The organism is Microvirga thermotolerans (assembly GCF_009363855.1).
GTDB classification, from domain to species: domain Bacteria; phylum Pseudomonadota; class Alphaproteobacteria; order Rhizobiales; family Beijerinckiaceae; genus Microvirga; species Microvirga thermotolerans.
In genome coordinates this window covers 1,026,777-1,043,043 of record NZ_CP045423.1, presented here as the reverse complement: position 1 = coordinate 1,043,043, position 16,267 = coordinate 1,026,777, and the positions used below count along the sequence as shown (strand labels likewise).

10 protein-coding genes are annotated in these 16,267 nt (G+C 70.2%); 1 reads left to right on the top strand and 9 read right to left on the bottom strand.

Annotated elements, in window-relative coordinates:
• Positions 1–5: 5 nt before the first annotated feature.
• From pbpC to GDR74_RS04805, 4 genes are all read right to left on the bottom strand, one after another.
• Positions 6–2,102, bottom strand: a complete 2,097-nt coding sequence (gene pbpC / locus GDR74_RS04820) for a penicillin-binding protein 1C (RefSeq protein ID WP_152587656.1) — start codon at positions 2,100–2,102, stop codon at positions 6–8.
• Positions 2,102–7,366, bottom strand: a complete 5,265-nt coding sequence (locus tag GDR74_RS04815) for an alpha-2-macroglobulin family protein (protein WP_152585234.1) — start codon at positions 7,364–7,366, stop codon at positions 2,102–2,104. The genes pbpC and GDR74_RS04815 overlap by 1 nt, the downstream gene beginning before the upstream one ends.
• Before the next feature lie 92 nt (positions 7,367–7,458).
• On the bottom strand, positions 7,459–9,177 hold the full coding sequence (locus GDR74_RS04810; RefSeq protein ID WP_425486953.1) for a chloride channel protein: 1,719 nt from the start codon (positions 9,175–9,177) through the stop codon (positions 7,459–7,461).
• Between the two features lie 149 nt (positions 9,178–9,326).
• Complete coding sequence (locus tag GDR74_RS04805) at positions 9,327–9,752, bottom strand: lysozyme inhibitor LprI family protein (RefSeq protein ID WP_152585232.1); 426 nt, start codon at positions 9,750–9,752, stop codon at positions 9,327–9,329.
• A gap of 74 nt (positions 9,753–9,826) precedes the next feature.
• Here GDR74_RS04805 and GDR74_RS04800 point away from each other — a divergent pair, with 74 nt between their 5' ends.
• Positions 9,827–11,242 (top strand): peptidoglycan-binding domain-containing protein, encoded by a 1,416-nt coding sequence (locus tag GDR74_RS04800; RefSeq protein ID WP_152585231.1) that lies wholly within the window; start codon positions 9,827–9,829, stop codon positions 11,240–11,242.
• 6 nt (positions 11,243–11,248) lie between these two features.
• Here GDR74_RS04800 and GDR74_RS04795 read toward each other — a convergent pair whose 3' ends face one another.
• The 5 genes from GDR74_RS04795 to GDR74_RS04775 form a co-directional block, all read right to left on the bottom strand.
• Positions 11,249–13,063 (bottom strand): ABC transporter ATP-binding protein, encoded by a 1,815-nt coding sequence (locus tag GDR74_RS04795; protein WP_152585230.1) that lies wholly within the window; start codon positions 13,061–13,063, stop codon positions 11,249–11,251.
• Positions 13,064–13,409: 346 nt separating this feature from the next.
• Positions 13,410–13,952 (bottom strand): MOSC domain-containing protein, encoded by a 543-nt coding sequence (locus GDR74_RS04790; RefSeq protein WP_152585229.1) that lies wholly within the window; start codon positions 13,950–13,952, stop codon positions 13,410–13,412.
• 63 nt (positions 13,953–14,015) lie between these two features.
• Entirely contained in the window at positions 14,016–14,465 is a 450-nt protein-coding gene (locus GDR74_RS04785) for a DUF488 domain-containing protein (protein WP_152585228.1), read from the bottom strand.
• A gap of 11 nt (positions 14,466–14,476) precedes the next feature.
• Positions 14,477–15,049, bottom strand: coding sequence for a cyclase dehydrase (locus tag GDR74_RS04780; protein ID WP_152585227.1), 573 nt, complete (start codon positions 15,047–15,049; stop codon positions 14,477–14,479).
• A gap of 8 nt (positions 15,050–15,057) precedes the next feature.
• On the bottom strand, positions 15,058–16,233 hold the full coding sequence (locus GDR74_RS04775) for a zinc-dependent alcohol dehydrogenase (RefSeq protein WP_152585226.1): 1,176 nt from the start codon (positions 16,231–16,233) through the stop codon (positions 15,058–15,060).
• Positions 16,234–16,267 lie beyond the last annotated feature (34 nt).

Sequence of the window (16,267 nt, the reverse complement as noted above, 5' to 3'; positions counted from 1 at the left end):
ACGCGTCACTCCACCCGCACGACGACGCTGTCGGTGGCGCCCTTCGCGTCGATGACCGACAGGCGGACGAAGCCGACCCCCTGCGGCTGCCACAGCGCGCTGCGTCGCAGGGAACCGGCTTCGACCGGAGCGCCGTCCACCAGCCAGGTGAGAGGCGGCACGCCGCCCGAGGCCTTGAGAGCGAGGCTTCCTCCCTCCTCCCCGCCCGACAGGCCGAGCTCGACCCGCGAGCCGTCGAGCGGGAACGTGATCCTCAGGGGCGCCTGCACGGTCGATGCCAGGGTTTTGGGCACGTCCTGGCGCACATGGCGCAAAGGCGGCGGCAGGGTCGCGGTGGTGGCCTGGAGGGCGAAGGGGGGCACGGGCAGGGCCTCCGGCTCCACGCCCAGCCGGCCATAGGCATCGAACAGGACCGGCGCCGCCGACGCGCGGCCGACCAGGCCCGGAACGGCGGTCCCGTCGGGCCGCCCGATCCAGACGCCGACGGTGTAGTTGCGGTCGTAGCCGACCGCCCAAGCGTCGCGATAGCCGTAGGAGGTGCCCGTCTTGAAGGCGATGCGCCCCGCAAGCGCGTTGTCCGGCGGCGGCGCGCCGCGCAGGATGTCGAAGACGTACCAGGCCGAGACGGGATCCGCGATCCGTCGCGGCGCATCGGGCGGGGGGACCTCGCCGAAGCGGCGCGCGAGGCGCGGCACCTCGCCGCCGCGGGCGAGCCCGGCAAAGATGCGCGTGAGGTCCGTCAGCGTGATCCCAAGGCCGCCGAGGCCGATGGCGAGGCCGGGCGCCGCCTCCCTGGGCATGGCGATGCCGATCCCGGTCTGGTGCAGCCGCGCCAGGAGACGGGCGGGGCCGAGCTCGTTCAGGAGCTCGACCGCGGGCACGTTGAGGGAGAGCTGGAGGGCCCGCCGCGCCGTCACCGTGCCCTGGAAGCCGAGATCGAAGTTCTCCGGCTGATATGCGCCGTAGCGGGACGGCCGGTCGTCGAGCAGCGTCTCGGGATGGGCCAGCCCGTTCTCGAAGGCGAGCGCGTAGACGATCGGCTTCAGGGCCGAGCCCGGCGAGCGCAGTGCCTGCGTCATGTCGATGGCGCCGGCGCGCTCGCGGCTCAGGTAGTCCGGGCTGCCGACCTGCGCGCGGACCTCGCCGGTGGCGTTGTGGATCACGAGGATGGCGAGGGACAGGCGCGGATCGAGGCGCTCGATCCGCTCCCGCGCGAGGCGCTCCAGATTGGCCTGGAGGCGCGCATCGATGGCCAGCCGCTGCACCTTCTCGGAGGGGCGTTCCGCAACGGCCTGCTCCGCCGCGTGGGCGGCCAGCATGGGAAAGGCATAGCGCCTGTTCGGCACCGGCTCGGCCTTCGCCGCTTCCGCCTCCGCCGCCCCGATGACGCCTCGCGCGCGCACGCGGTCGATAACCCTGTCCCGGGCCCGGCGCGCGGCCTGCGGGTCCCGGTCCGGACGCCGCAGCTCGGGGGCCTGCGGCAGGGCCACGAGGAGCGCAGCCTCCGCGAAGGACAGGCGCTTCGGCTCGCGCCCGAAATAGGAAAGGCTCGCCGCCCGCGCACCCTCGAGGTTGCCGCCGTAGGGGGCGAGGGTGAGGTAAAGCGTGAGGATCTGGTCCTTGGTCAGCCGGCGCTCCAGCTGGAGGGCGCGGACGACCTGACGGAGCTTCGCGCCGATGGTCCGGTCCTCGCGGGGCTCCAGGAGCCGGGCGACCTGCATGGTGAGCGTCGATCCGCCGGACACCACGCCGCCGCTGCGCACGAGCTGGTGGAAGGCCCGCAGCATCGCGAAGGGATCGACGCCCGCGTGACGGTCGAACCGCGCGTCTTCGTAGGCCTTCAGCATCGCCAGGTAGTGCGGGTCGACGTCCGCGGTCGCGAGGGGCAGGCGCCAGCGCCCCTCCGCCGTCACGAAGGGCCGCAGCAGCCGCCCTTCTCGGTCGAGGACGACCGTCGAGCGCGTTTCGGAGACGCTCAGGTCGAGGGGGCCGAGGCTTTCCACGTAGCTCCAGAGGCCGAGCCCCGCCAGCGCGACGAGGCCCGCAAGACCGGCGGCGATCCGCCGGCCGGCCCGGACGAGGCTCGTGCCCTCCCGTCGCATCACGGCCCGGCCTGCGTCACCTCGACGGAACCGAAGCCCGTGCGCCCGAAGCGCTCGGGACGGTACATGTCCTCGACCTGGGCCGCCGGATGCACGTAGCGGCCCGGCGAGACCGCCCGCACCATGTAGGCCACGGTGAAGAAGGCGGACTGGTCGGGATCGCGGTCGAAGGCCGCCACGAAGCGGTCGTCCCGATATTCGACATGGGCAGGCTCCACATCCCTCTTGAGCCACGGCAGGCCCGCGACCGTATCGCTGTCGACGAGGCGCGGATTGTCGATCTCGAAACCTGCCGGCAGGCGGTCGACCAGGAGGACGCGGGCCTGGCGGGCCTCCGTCTCCGTGACCTTCAGCACGGTCACGAGCCGCTCGTTCTGGCGCACCTCGGACGGCTGGACCTGCGTTCCGTCGGGTCTGTAGTAGCTGCGCTCCACCGCGTAGCCGCGGGAAAGTCCGGGCTCCGGCTCCACGGGGTTGCCGGTCACGGTCACGACCGCCTGGACCGCGGCCGTCCCCGCATTGGTCAGGGTGACGGGAGCGCCGGCCAGCGTAATGTCCCGGTAGGTGCGGTAGAAGGCGCCCTTCCGCTCCTCGCCACCCACCTTCAGCACCATCGCCTCCGCGTCGCGGGCCACGGCCTGGGCCGCAAGCACGAGCCAGGCCTGCTCCTGCGTGCTGGTGCGGCGCGTGCCCCGCTCCTCCTCGATGACCTTCGCGACCGGCTGCATGACGGCGGGAACGTTGTCGGTCTCGGATGCGAGGGCGAGAAGCCCCGCCCCGTCGCGCAGGCGCGATCCGTAGTCGGCCCGGTAGTCGCCCGTGTCCTTCTCGCTCCGCAGGCGCTCGACGGCGGAGGCGAAGGCCTTCTGCGCCCGCGCCCTGTCTCCAAGCAGCGCGAGAGCGGCGGCGATCTGCCCCCGCGCCAGGGCGGAATCGAATGCGCCCAGCTTGGTATCGGACAGATAGCGGAGATCGCCCATGACGGGGCGCCCGTTGCGGGCGAGGACGTAGGCCGCATAGGCGAGGTTCGCCGCGTTGTCCTCCACCTGCGTGGTGTTGGCGACGAAGTTGCGCAGCCGGTCGAGGGCGAGCGTGAAGGCGACCTGCGGCACCGCGAAGCCCCGCTCCCGCGCGCGGGTGAGGAAGTCCATGGCATAGGCGTCGAGCCAGATGTCCTCGCCTCCCACGCCCCACAGGCCGAAGGAGCCGTTGGAATCCTGCCGCGCCAGGATGCGCTCGATGGCCGTGCGCACCCGCTCGTCCGCCTTCTCGTCGAGGGAGAGCCTCTCCTCCTCGGCGAGCTTGTTGACGTAGAGGAGCGGCAGCGCGCGGCTGACGATCTGCTCCGTGCAGCCGTAGGGATAGCGGTCGAGGGCCTGGAGAAGCCCCGGCACGTCGAGGCTCGCCAGCGGCGAGACCGACACGGACACCGCGCCGGATCCCGCAAGGATGTCGGACACGAGGTCCCTCGAGAGCGTCACGCTCGCGCCGGGGCTCAGGTTCTGCACCGAGCGGCGGGTCAGCGCCCCCGTTCCCGGCTGGATGGCGAGGGCGAAGCGCTGCGTCAGCTCGCCGATCCCCGGCCCCCTGAGAGTCACGTCGACCGTGGCCGGACCCTGCCCGCCGGCCGTGACCGGAACGGTGACGCTGCCCTTGGCCTTCTCGGCAAGCCTCACCGTCGCGCGCAGGGCATCCGCGGGAACGAGCACCGGGCCGCCGATGTCGAGATCGACCGTATAGTCCCCGGCCGCGCCTTCCACATTGTCGAGTTGCAGGAGCAGGCGCGAGCGGTCGCCGACCGCCAGGAAGCGCGGCAGGGTGCCGGCAAGCACCACGGGATCGCGCACGATCACGTCCGAGGACGCGCTGCCGACCCGGTCCTTGGTCCAGGCGACCGCCATCACGCGCACGGTGCCGTTGAAGGCGGGAATGTCGAAGTCGACCTGCGCCGTGCCGTCGGGCGAGACCTTCACCACGCCGGAGAAACGGGCCAGGGGCTCCTGGGTGGGCGGGATGCCGTCGAGAGGCTTCGGCTCCATGTCGCCGCCGGAGCGGATCGCGCCGCGCGTGCCCTGCATGCCGTCGATGAGATAGCCATAGAGGTCGCGGATCTCGGAGGAGAGCTGCTTCTGCCCGAAGAAATGACCTGTCGGGTTCGGAGCCTCGTAGCGCGTCAGGTTGAGGATGCCGACATCGACCGCCGCGACGGTGATCCGGGCGTCGTCGCCCGGCTTCAGGCCGTCGACCTTGACCGGCAGGCTCAAGGTGCCGCGGGGCCTGATCCTGTCGGGCGCGTTGAGGGAAACGGAGAGTGCGCGGGCGTCCCGGTCGATCTCGAACCAGGCCGTTCCCAGGGAGCGCCCCGGCATCCGCCGCGCCGCCTTGTCGAGCGGACGATGCGCCATGACGACGAGATAGGCTCCCGGCCCCCACTCGGCCCTGACGGGCAGGCTCACGTCCGTGCCGGCGGCCGCCACGTCCACTACGCGGATGTCGTGCACGCGGTCGCTCACCACGGCGAGGGTCGCCTTGCCCGCGAAGCGGGGGTTGAGCCGCACCTTCATGGTGTCGCCCGCCCGGTAGCTCGCCCGGTCGAGGGTCATGTCGAGAAGGTCGGGCGTATCCGCCATCTGGTCGCCCGACCATCCGACCGTGAAGGACAGGCTGGTCTGAGCCGTCTCGCCGAGGCCGGGAGCGCTCACGTCGAGACGGTAGGTTCCCCATTCCACGGGCGCAGAGATGCGTGAAGCCGCGTCGACCTTCACGTCGATGCGCCCGTCGGCGACGCGCCGCGTGTTCCTGACCGGCTCGTAGCTCCAGCGTCCGTCGGAATTGTACCATTGGTAGCGCCGCTCGATCCTGTAGAGGCTCCAGGTCGCCTGCCCGGCGAGGCGCTTGCCCGCGGGATCGGCGAGAACGACGTCGAAGGTCGCGCTGGCGCCTTCGCCGAGCTGGCCGGTGAAGTTCTTGCGCACGCCGACCACCGGCCCCTTGGGCAGGATCGGGAGCGTCACGCTGCGCTCCACCGCGCGGCCGCCCGGTTCGGCCACGCGCAGGGTGATGCGGGCTTCGAGCGGTCGCGGCGCGGCCACGCCCTGCACGGGAATCCGGAGGCTCGCACGCCCCTGGGCATCGGTCGTCGCCGCCTGCTCGATCTCGACGGTCGAGGCCTCGACGGCCTCGTCGTCGAGGCCGACGGCAAATCCCTCGAGCCCCTTCACGCCGCTCCCAGCCGCGGCGGCGACGGCCACCTCGCCGGTCACCGCGAGATCCGCGCCCGGCGCCCCGTACAGATAGCGGGCCGACAGGTCGATGGGCGCAGGCTGGCCCGGAACGAGAGCGTCGACCTTGGGAGAGAGGTTCACCTCCAGCCGCTCGGGCACGTAGTCCTCGACCAGGAAGCTCGTCTCGCCGACGGAAGGCCCTTTCGGATCCGTATAGGCGGCGATCCGCCACGTGCCCCGCAGGGAGCCTGGGAGGATCGGAATGGACAGGGCCCGCCCGCCGAGGCCCTGGTCCTCCACCTGGGCGCGGCGATACTCGACGCCGTCCGGGCGCCGGACCACGAGGGTGAGCGGAACGTTCGGCACCGCCGCACCCTTCACGTCGCGCAGGAGCGCGGCGAGGGCCACGGTCTCTCCGGTGCGGTAGACGCCGCGCTCCGTGTAGAGATACGCATCGAGCGAGCCCGGCACGACCCGGCCCTTGACGCCCCGGTCGCTCAGGTCGAAGGCGGCGGAACCGAGGTCGAGGAATCCGTAGTCGTCGCCGACCGTCGCGACCACGAGGCCGGGCGCGAGGCCGCCCTCGCCGCGGGCGAGACCCGGATCGAACTGGGCGACGCCCGTCGCATCGGTCTTCTTCGCGGCGAGGACCTCGTTGTTGCGGGCGATCAGCCGGATCTCCACGTCGGCGCGCGGTTCGGCGCTCGCGAGGGAGCGCACGAAGACCTGAACGCCGCCCTTTCCGGTGAAGGCCGTCAGGCCGAGATCGGAGACCACGAACCATTGGGTGGCGATGCTGCCGTAATCCTCGTCGCCCGGGCCGTTCGGCGGACCGCCGTCGTTGGGCTTGGCCGTCATCACGTAGATGCCCGGCTCCAGCCGCCCGACCGCATCCATGACCGGGAAGGCGGTGATCACGTCGCGGTTGAGGTCGGATGCGGTGTCGAGGGTCCCGCTCCAGATCCTCACGCCCTTCTCGCGGCCGATCTCGGCGGCCGAATAGCGGCTGAGCTGACCGAGGAAGTCGTAGGAGCGGACCGTCGGCAGCAGGCTGCGGTCGCCGATGCGGTAGACCTCCACGTCCACCTTGCGGGTGTTCACGGAAACGACGGGAATGCCCTCCTGGCCCGTGCTCGGCAGCACGTAGTTGCGGCCGGTGAACCGCGCCTGGGGCGAGCGGTCGCGCACGTAGATCTCGTAGTCGGCGGAAGCCAGGAGGTTCTCGCCGACGGAGGACGGCAGCCCCTGCCGCAGCACGATGGCATAGCGCTCGCTGTGCCTGAGTCCGTCGACGCACAACTGCTCCCCCTCGGCGGAAACGGCGGCGTTCGCATTGCCGGAGACGGCGACGAAGGGAGCGAAGTCGGTCTTGCCCGCGGCCAGAGGATCCGAGAACCGGAAGCAGACCCGCGGCGAAGCGGAATCGGAATCCACCTTGAAGTCCAGGACGCGGAACCCGTGCTCCTCGCGGAGCGGCTCGTAGACGGCGCGAACGGCCGGATCGTCCTTCAGCTTGAGGCTCGCCGCATAGGCGTTGAGCGCCGGGCGCCAGAATTCCTGCGCCGCGTAGGCGCGTCCGAGAAGGGCGAGCGCGGCGGCCTCGTCGGACGGGTTCGTCGCCCGCTGGTAGGCTGCGTAGGCCGCCGCGAGCCGGCGGTTCTGCAGCTTCTCCCGCTCCTCCCAGTCGTCACCGGGATTCACCGCAAGCGCCGCCCGGGCATAGCCGGCCCAGTTGGCGGCATTCCCGGGCTCGGCGGCGATTGCGGCGGCGAAGGCATTCAGGGCCTGGTTGGCGAGGCCGCGCCCCAGCATCGCCTCGCCGCTGCGGCGCAGGGTGGCCGCATTCCTCTCGGCCGAGTACCCGGCGCTCTCCTTCCTGAGCGCCTGCTCCAGCCGCACGGCCTGGCTCGCCAGTTCATCGCTGGCGAAGGACTTCGGCGCCTGCTGCCCCTGGCCCTGGGCGGACAGGGGAGCCGCCGCGAGCGCACCGGCCATGATGCCGGCGGCGAGAACGGCCGTGTGCACCCATCGACGGATCATCGGATTCCCCCTGCCCTCATGAAGGCTTCGAGCCTAGCATCGCCGCCGGGTGGAACCAAGCGCATCCCGCCCTCGTCGGTCGCAGCGCCCGGTCAGGCGCGGCGCTCTTTCCCCACGCTCTCGTTCACGGTCTCCTCGCCGAGGGCGCCGCGATGGGCCTTGTCGAGTTCCTCGCTGTAGCGGCGCAGGAGGTGGCTCTCGGTCAGGAGCCCGAGAACCTTGCGGTTCTGGGCATTGTCCACGACGGCGAGTTCCTCGCTCTGGGTCTGGTCGAAGATGCTCGCCGCCTCCTTCACGTTCATGGCCGGAACGAGCATGTCGTCCCGGTAGCGCAGGAGCGGGGCGATGCTGTCCGTGGCTTCCAGGGCCGCATCGGAGGCGTAGGCCTCCGGCACGAGGACGATGCCCGCATAGCGTCCCGTCTCGTCCGCAGCGACCACGCGCTGCGCCGACCCGAGCGGGAACTTGCGCCGGAACTCCGCCAGCGTCGCGGGGATCTGGATGGTCTTGACGTCGCGGCGCATCATGCGGCCGACGGTCAGGCTGCGCAGCCAGCCCACATCCTGCGCGCTGCGGATGGTCTCGCCGCGCAGATGCAGGCGCCAGGTGGAGAAGGAGTAGCCGAAGGTCTGGCGCACCACGATGGCTGCCATGATCGACGCGGTGAGCACGATCCCGCTGATGGCGAGGTCGCCCGTGGTCTCGAGGGCGAGGAACGTGATGGTCAGCGGCCCGCCGACGATGCCGACCGCCAGCGAGGCCATTCCCACGATGGCGGACACCACCGGGTCCACGGCCAGCGGCATGATCGGTCCCGCGACGATGGCGAAGATCTTGCCGAGCAGCGCCCCCAGGAGGAGCGACGCGAAGAAGAGGCCGCCGCGGAAGCCCGAGCCGAGCGAGATGGCCGAGGCGGCGACCTTGGCGGCGAACAGCAGCGCCAGCATGCCGAGGCCGAGGCCGGTCTCCAGCTGGATGTGCAGCGCTCCATGGCCGGCCGACAGGACCTGCGGGACGAAGAAGCCGATGGCGCCGACGGCGAGACCGCCGATCGCCGGCCTGAAGATGGGCGGGCACCCGGTCGCGACGAAGATCCGCTCGACCAGGGTCACGAGGCGCATGACGCCGACCGACACGCCGCCCGCCACCACCCCGAGGATGAGAAAGGGGAAGTAGTCCGCCGCCCTCAGCTCGGGCACCGGCGGAACGTCGATGAGCGCGGGGGCCGACTGCAGCACGTGGCCGACCAGGACGGCGGCGAGCGTCGCGGCCATCACGGGAGCGACGGTCGCGATGGAATAGACGCCGATGATCAGCTCGAACCCGTAGAACGCGCCGGTGAACGGGGCGTTGAACGCGCAGGCGATGGCGCCGGCCGCGCCGCATCCCACGAGCACGCGCACGTCGCTGCGGCGAAGGTTCAGGCGGCGTGCAGCCCAGGAGGCGATGCCGGAGCCCATCTGCGTATAACCCGCCTCCAGCCCCACCGAGGCTCCGAAGCCGTTGGAGAGCAGCGTCTGGACGCCGACGATCATGCTGTCGCTCAAGGAGAGGCGCCCGCCATGGAGGGCGTTCGCCTCGATCGGGTCGACCAGGTGGGTCGTGCGATAGCGGGACACCAGCCAGGCGCTGAGCCCCACGAGCCCGCCGCCGACGGCAGGGATCAGAACCTGACGGGCCTCGAGCCCGGACATGGCGCTCAGGCTCTCTTCGAGGGTAATGTCGAAGAGGAGGCTGTGCAGCAGCTTGGCGATGAGACCCATCGCCGAAACGACGACGCCCGAGGCCGCCCCCACGACCGCCGCAAGCATGACGAACGGGATCTCGCGGCGCCGGATCAGGACCTGGAGGCGCGGATGGTTCAGCAGGCGGGCGGGGGAGAAGGTTTTCACGGCAGGACCACGGGTCAGCGCGCCGTGGTTTGTCATGGGGTCCCGACGGTGTCAAAGAAATATGCGGCCTACCGCTCGAGGTAGCGCTGCCTCAGCTCGGCGGTCCTGATCCTGGTCTTCTGGAGAAGGCAGGCGAGGGTCGCCGGTCCCATGCCGGTGCCTTGGGACCACTCGTAGCCGACGGGCTCGCCGCAATCGGCATCGCGGAAGGCGACCCAGGCGCGCTGGGCCTTCTGCAGGGCCTGCTTCCAGTTGCGGTGCTGCTCCGCGCTCATCATGTCGTCCTTGTCGATCAGCTCCAGCGCCTTCTTGTAGACGGCATTGAGCTCGCCGTCGGCCGCCTTCAGGGCTTTGTCGAGGCATGCGCTCTGGGCGTAGGTGGAACTTTCCGACTCGCAGGGGTTGGCGGGAAGGCTCTGGGCGAGCGCCGCGCCCGAGGCGTTGAATCCGGCAAGCGAAAAGGAGACGGCGATGAGTGCGGACGAGAGTTTCATGGGGGAGGTTCGCGTGGTCTGGTCTTTGGTTGTGGGCTCTGCGAAAATAATCCGGATGCCGAGGGAGATGCCAGATGAATCGTGCCTGCCTGCGCCCCGTCCTGCACCTGTGCGCTGCGCTGGCCGCCATCGTCGGCGTCTCCGGGGGAGCGACGTCCGTCCTCGCCCAGCCTGCGCCCGGTCCGGCCGCGCGGACGCCGGATCCCGCCGTCGAGGCGGCGCGGGCTGCGTTCGAGTCCCTGCCGGAGGCGGACCGCCGCACGATCCAGGAGGGCCTGATCTGGAGCGGCGATTATAGCGGCTCGGCCGACGGCACCTTCGGACGCCAGACCTTCGACGCCATCGCCGCCTTCCAGAAAAGAGCGGGCAGGCCCGCCACAGGCGTCCTTTCCCCCGCCGACCGCGCGGCGCTTCAGGCCGGCATGAAGAACGCCCGCAGCGCGGTGGGCTTCGAAATTATCACCGATGCCCGGACGGGCGTGCAGATCGGCGTCCCCGCCAAGCTCCTGACCGGCCAGGGCGACAATCCGGGCGGCGGAAGCCGCTGGCAGAGCGCGGACGGCAGGATCACCCTCGACACCCGCGTCGCCCCCGCGGACGCGACACTCGCCACGCTCTACGAGAGGAACCTCGCCATCAAGACGCCGGGACGCGTCGTCACCTACAAGGTGCTGCGCCCCGATTTCTTCGTGATCGCCGGCGAGACGCCGACGGGCAAGTTCTACTCCCGCTATGCCGCAGGGCCTTCGGGGATCAGGGCGTTCTCCATCGGATACGACAAATCCGTCGCGCCCCAGGTCGACCGCCTCGTGGTCGCCATCGCCAATGCCTTCGTTCCCTTCCCGACGGCGGCGCCCGCAGCGGCTCCGCCCCCCGCCGCAGCCGCGCCCGCGCCCGCGACGGTCGCGCAAGGCGTCGCGGCGGCCGGCGCGCAGGCTCCCTTCGGCACCGGCCTCCTCGTCGGCCCCCGCCAGGTCCTCACCGGCGCGCCGATGGACCGCTGCAGGGCGGCACGGGTCCGGGACGTGCGGGTGCAGCAGGTCAAGGGCGGCGGTCCCTACCTCCTCGAGCTGGCGCAGGATCTGGACTACAAGGGAGCGCCACTCGCCGTTTCCCAGCAAGAGATGGCGAGCGCGTCCGTCCTCGTCCTCGCCTTCGGAGCCGACGGAGACGGGGCGCGGCTCGGCGCGATGGCCGGGACGGTCGAGGACGGCAGAACGGTGTCCGCGCCGCTGCAGCCGGGCGCAAGCGGCGCCCCGGTCTTCGACCGGAGCGGGGCATTGGCTGGCTTCGTCGGCGCGCTTCCTTCCAATCCCCGCAAGGTCGCCGGGATCGTGCCGAGCGCCCCTTATCCGCTTCTTCCCGCCGCGGAGGCGGCAAGAGCCTTCCCGGGGCTCTCTGCGAGCGAAGCGAAACCGGCGGCGCTGGGCGCCGCCGATCTCGTCGCCATGGTCCGGCCTCGGGCCGTCCCGATCGCCTGCGCTCCGTGAGAGCGCCTACTCCGCCGCCTGCCCCTGGGGACGTTGGCGGATGTCGAACTCGAGGCCCTGATGATCGCAGAGGCGCCGGTAGAGCCCGTTCTTCCGGTAGAGGGCCGCGTGGGTGCCCTCCTCCACGATCCGTCCCCTGTCGAAGACGAGGATCCGGTCGAGCGCCCGGACCGTGGAGAGCCGATGGGCGATCACGATGGAAGTGCGGCCTTCCATCAGCCGCTCCATCGCCTGCTGGATCAGCGTCTCCGATTCCGAGTCGAGCGCGGAGGTCGCCTCGTCGAGGATCAGGATCGGCGCGTTCGCCAGGAAGGCCCGCGCGATGGCGACCCGCTGACGCTCCCCGCCCGAGAGCTTGACGCCGCGCTCGCCCACCAGGGTGCCGTATCCCTTCGGCAGGCGCCCGATGAACGCATGGGCGTTGGCGAGGCGAGCGGCCCTCTCGATCTCCGCCATGGAGGCGCCGGGGCGCACATAGGCGATGTTCTCGGCAAGCGTCCTGTGGAACAGGACCGGCTCCTGCTGCACGATGGCGATCTGCGACCGCAGGGAGGCCTGCTGCACGCCGGCGATGTTCTGCCCGTCGATGAGGATGCGCCCGCCCGACACGTCGTAGAGCCGCTGCACGAGCTTCACGAGGGTCGTCTTGCCCGAGCCCGATGGCCCCACGAGGCCGACCCGCTCGCCCGCGCGGATGGTGAGCGACAGGTCGCGGTAGAGCGGCGTCTCGTGGCCTGCGTAGTGGAAGCTCACATGATCGAACGCGATCTCGCCCCGCGCGATATGGATCGCGGGCGCGGACGGACGGTCCTCGATGCCGACGGGCTCGCCGTGGATCGACACCAGCTCCTCCATGTCGTTCACGGAACGGCGGAGGTTGTTGATGTGCATGCCGACATCCCGCAGATAGCCGTGAATGACGAAGTAGGTCGTCAGCACGTAGGCGAGGTCGCCCGGCGATGCGCGGTCCTCCCACCAGAGCCACAGCGCCGTGCCGATGATGGCTGCGCGGATGGCGAGCAGGGCGACGAGCTGCGTCGTGCCGCTGTTGGTGCCGCGCTGCCACACCCGCCGGGTGCGGCTCTGCCACTTGGCGAGCACGCCCCTCAACCTGGCGTCCTCGCGCATCTCTGCGCCGAAGGCCTTCACCACCGCATTGCAGCTCAGGGCATCCGCCAGCGTTCCGCCCACCTTCGTGTCCCAGGCGTTCGCGAGCCGCGCCGCAGGCGCGACGTAGAGAACGGACAGGAGCGCGGTCATGGCGATGTAAGCCGCCGTGCCGACGGCGATGACGAGCCCCATGACCGGCCAATGCGTGCCGAGCACGATCATGGAGCCGATCAGCACCACGAGGGACGGCAGAAGGGCGAGCAGGATCGTGTCGTGCAGAAGGTCCAGCGCCCACATGCCGCGGGTGATCTTGCGCACGACGGATCCGGCGAAGCTGTTGGCATGCCAGTCGGTCGAGAAGCGCTGCACCCGCGCGAAGGCGTCCTGCGCGACGCGCGACATGACGCGCAGCGTCAGCTCGACGATGCCGTAGAAGGCCAGATGGCGCATGATCACCATCGCAAGCCCGAGAGCTGTCATGGCGACGAACGCGGTCAGCGCGCCGGAAAGCGCGGCCTCCCGGTCGCCCGCTCCCAGGGAAATGGCGTCCACGAGGCGCCCTGCGAACAGCGGCATGAAAACGTCGGCCAGCGTCGCCGTCATCATCGTGGCGACGACGAGGAAAACGTATTTCGGCTCGCGGCGCCAATGCCGGAAGGTGAATCTCAAAACGTCGCGGGTCGCGTCCCCGCGTTGCTTCTGTCGGTTCATGGAACGATTGGCCCGCGCCAGGGCGAGCCTCTCCTGAATGCTGGCAGAACGATGGACGCTGCGCTCTTCGTGCGGCGCGCGCTGACGTTCACGATTGGGAAGTAACCGGATTGTTCGGGCCCCGCGGGCCCCGTCCGCTCGACCTAGAGGCCGGACACGGGAGGTTTATTGCGCAAGCATGCGACAACTGCCATGCAATCCTCCCTCTCAAGCAAATGAATCCGTTCGGCGAACCTACCGAATGTCCCCGCGCCTGGCAATAGCGGGAGGGATTTTTTCCGGAATTTCGGCCCCGAGACTGCATCAAAAGATTTGATGCGACCGATCACTCGGCATCGCCTCACCTTCAGACCGGAACGAGGGGCCGATGAGGCGGCGCTGGAAGCTCGACCTCGATCGCATCGCCGGGCCTCACCTCGCCGCTGTGCAGAACGATCGCCATGATTCCCGCCCTGCGCACGAGATTGCCCGCCGGGTCGCGGTCGAGCACCGCCGCCATCATCCCCTTCCGGAAACGGTCGATCTGAACGCAGGGATTGCGCAAACCCGTCACCTCCAGCAGCGCCTCCTCTCCGAGACGCAGGCGCGTCCCTGTCGGGAGGGAAAGGAGGTCGAGGCCGCGCGTCGTGACGTTCTCGCCCATGTCTCCGGCGGACACACGGAAGCCCCTGCCGCGCAACTCGTCGTGCAGTTCCCCGGGGATCAGGTGAACCTGGCGCAGGTTCGGCCGGGTCGGATCCCTGGCCACCCGCGACCGGTGCCTGACGGTCGCGCCCGCATGGGCATCCCCCTCGACGCCGAGCCCCGCGACGAGGCGAACCCGGTCCCGGTTGATCTTGCTGAAGGCATGCCTCGGGTGGGAACTGACCGCTTCGACGACGGGATTCATGCCTTGCTCCTCCTGCACCCGAGAGCTGAGCCAGCGGCACCGATGCGGATCCTGTCAAGGCCGTCAGATGGCGAAGAGGTCGACCACCTCCAGGCCGCGCTTCCGGAGCCGGTCGGAGAGGATGCGGCGATGGCAGACGGCGGGATCCCGCTCGAAGCAGAGCAGGCAGGTGGGCCGGTTCAGCGCGAGTTCGGCCAGCTGCTCGAAGGCCTCCTGAGCGTCCGGGGCGGCGAGAACCTCCTCGCAGTAGATCCGCTGCATCGTGGCGGCGTCGCCGGCGCGGGCGGCCTGGCGCCCCTCCTTCGGGGTTCCGAGGCGGATGAAGTGATCGTACCCGATGTCCCGCTGGGCGAGCGCATCCCGCAGCGCCGACTTGGAAAAGCCGCGCTTGCGGGAAAGAGCCACGGCGCGCACGTCGGCAAGCACCGCCACCCCGGCATCCTGCAGCGCGGCGAGAAAGCGGTCGGGATCCGCTCCCTCGTAGCCGATGGTGAACAGCCGGGGCTTCGCCATGGCGTTCAGCCTTACATGGAGGGCTGCGGCCGCTCCTGGCGCCGCGGCTGCCTGTAGGGGCGCAGCGCATCGGGAATGCGCATGTCCCGCGGCACCTCGAAGTCGCGCGCCGCTCCCCGCATCTGGCCCGGCGGGCGCGGCAGGCCGCTGCGGTCGCTGTAGTCGACGGCGCGCCTGTGCCGCGGGGGTTCCTGCCCGCTCAGGGCATTGGCGCAGGCCACGTCGAGCACGGTTGCACCCATGACCGCGCCGAAGGCCACCGCGACACGGTCCCGATGGGCTTTCGGATCGCGCAGGGCTCCGCTCAGGGTCGCGAGGTCGAGCGCGTCGCCGGCGACGCGCCCCCAGATCCACGGCGCCGGGTCCTTCTGCGCGAGGATGCCGATGCCGGTGGCGATCTCCCGAACGCCATAGGCGCGGATGAGGCTCTCGTGACGCTCCATGCCGAGCCAGCGGGCCATGCTCCTGGCCCCGAGCAGCTCGGCGGCGCCGAGCGCGAGACTGAACCAGCCGAGGCCGCGGGCGAGCGCCTCGGCGGAGGCCGGCGGGCGGGCGTGGGAGCGCGTGCGATGACGATGGGCCATGGGACACCTCACTGGGGCTTGAGGACGACTTTGACGCAGCCGTCCTTCTTATCGCGGAATGTCTCGTACATTTGCGGTCCGTCTTCCAGACCGGCCGTGTGGGTGATGACGAAGGAGGGGTCGATCTGCCCTTCCTGAATCCGCCTCAGAAGATCGTCGGTCCACCGGTTCACGTGCGTCTGGCCGGTGCGGATCGTGAGGCCCTTGTTCATGACGGCCCCGAAGGGGATCTTGTCGAGAAGCCCGCCATAGACGCCCGGCACCGAAAGGACGCCCGCCGGGCGGCAGACATAGATCATCTCCCGCAGGACGTGCGGGCGGTCGGTCTCGAGCATCACCGCCTGCTTGGCGCGGTCGAGGATGGTGTCGGGATGAGCCATCGACACGTGCGCCTCCATGCCGACCGCGTCGATGCATTTCTCCGGCCCCCTGCCCGCCGTCAGCTCGTTGAGGCGCTCGATGACGCTCTCCTCCTCGAAGTTGATGGCGATCGCGCCGCCGGCCCGGGCCATGCTGAGGCGCTCGGGAATCCTGTCGATGGCGACGACCTGCCTGGCGCCGAGCAGGAGAGCGCTGCGGATCGCCATCTGGCCCACGGGGCCTGCGCCCCAGATCGCGACCGTGTCCGTCGGCTCGATGTCGCACTGGACCGCCGCCTGCCAGCCGGTGGGAAAGATATCGCTGAGGAAGAGAAGCTTCTCGTCCGGAATGCCGTCGGGGACCTTCACGTGCGTCGCGTCCGCATAGGGAACGCGCAGGTACTCCGCCTGCCCGCCCGCGTAGCCGCCCGTGAGGTGCGTGTAGCCGAAGAGGCCGGCCGTAGTGTGGCCGAAGGCCTTGGCGGCGAGATGGGCGTTGCGGTTGGATCGCTCGCAGACCGAGTAATTGCCTCGTCGGCACTGGTCGCACTCGCCGCAGATGATGGTGAACGGAATCACGACCCGGTCGCCCACCTTCAGGTTCCGGACGGCGGACCCGACCTCGACCACCTCGCCCATGGTCTCGTGGCCCAGGATGTCGCCCTTCTGCATTCCGGGCATGAAATGGTTGTAGAGATGCAGGTCGGATCCGCAGATCGCGCAGCTCGTCACCTTGATGATCGCGTCGCGCGGGTCCTCGATTCCCGGATCGGGAACCTGCTCGCAGCGGATATCCCCTTTCCCGTACCAGCGAAGCGCTTTCATTCCGATCTCCCGTGAACGTCGCGAGGGTCGTGGC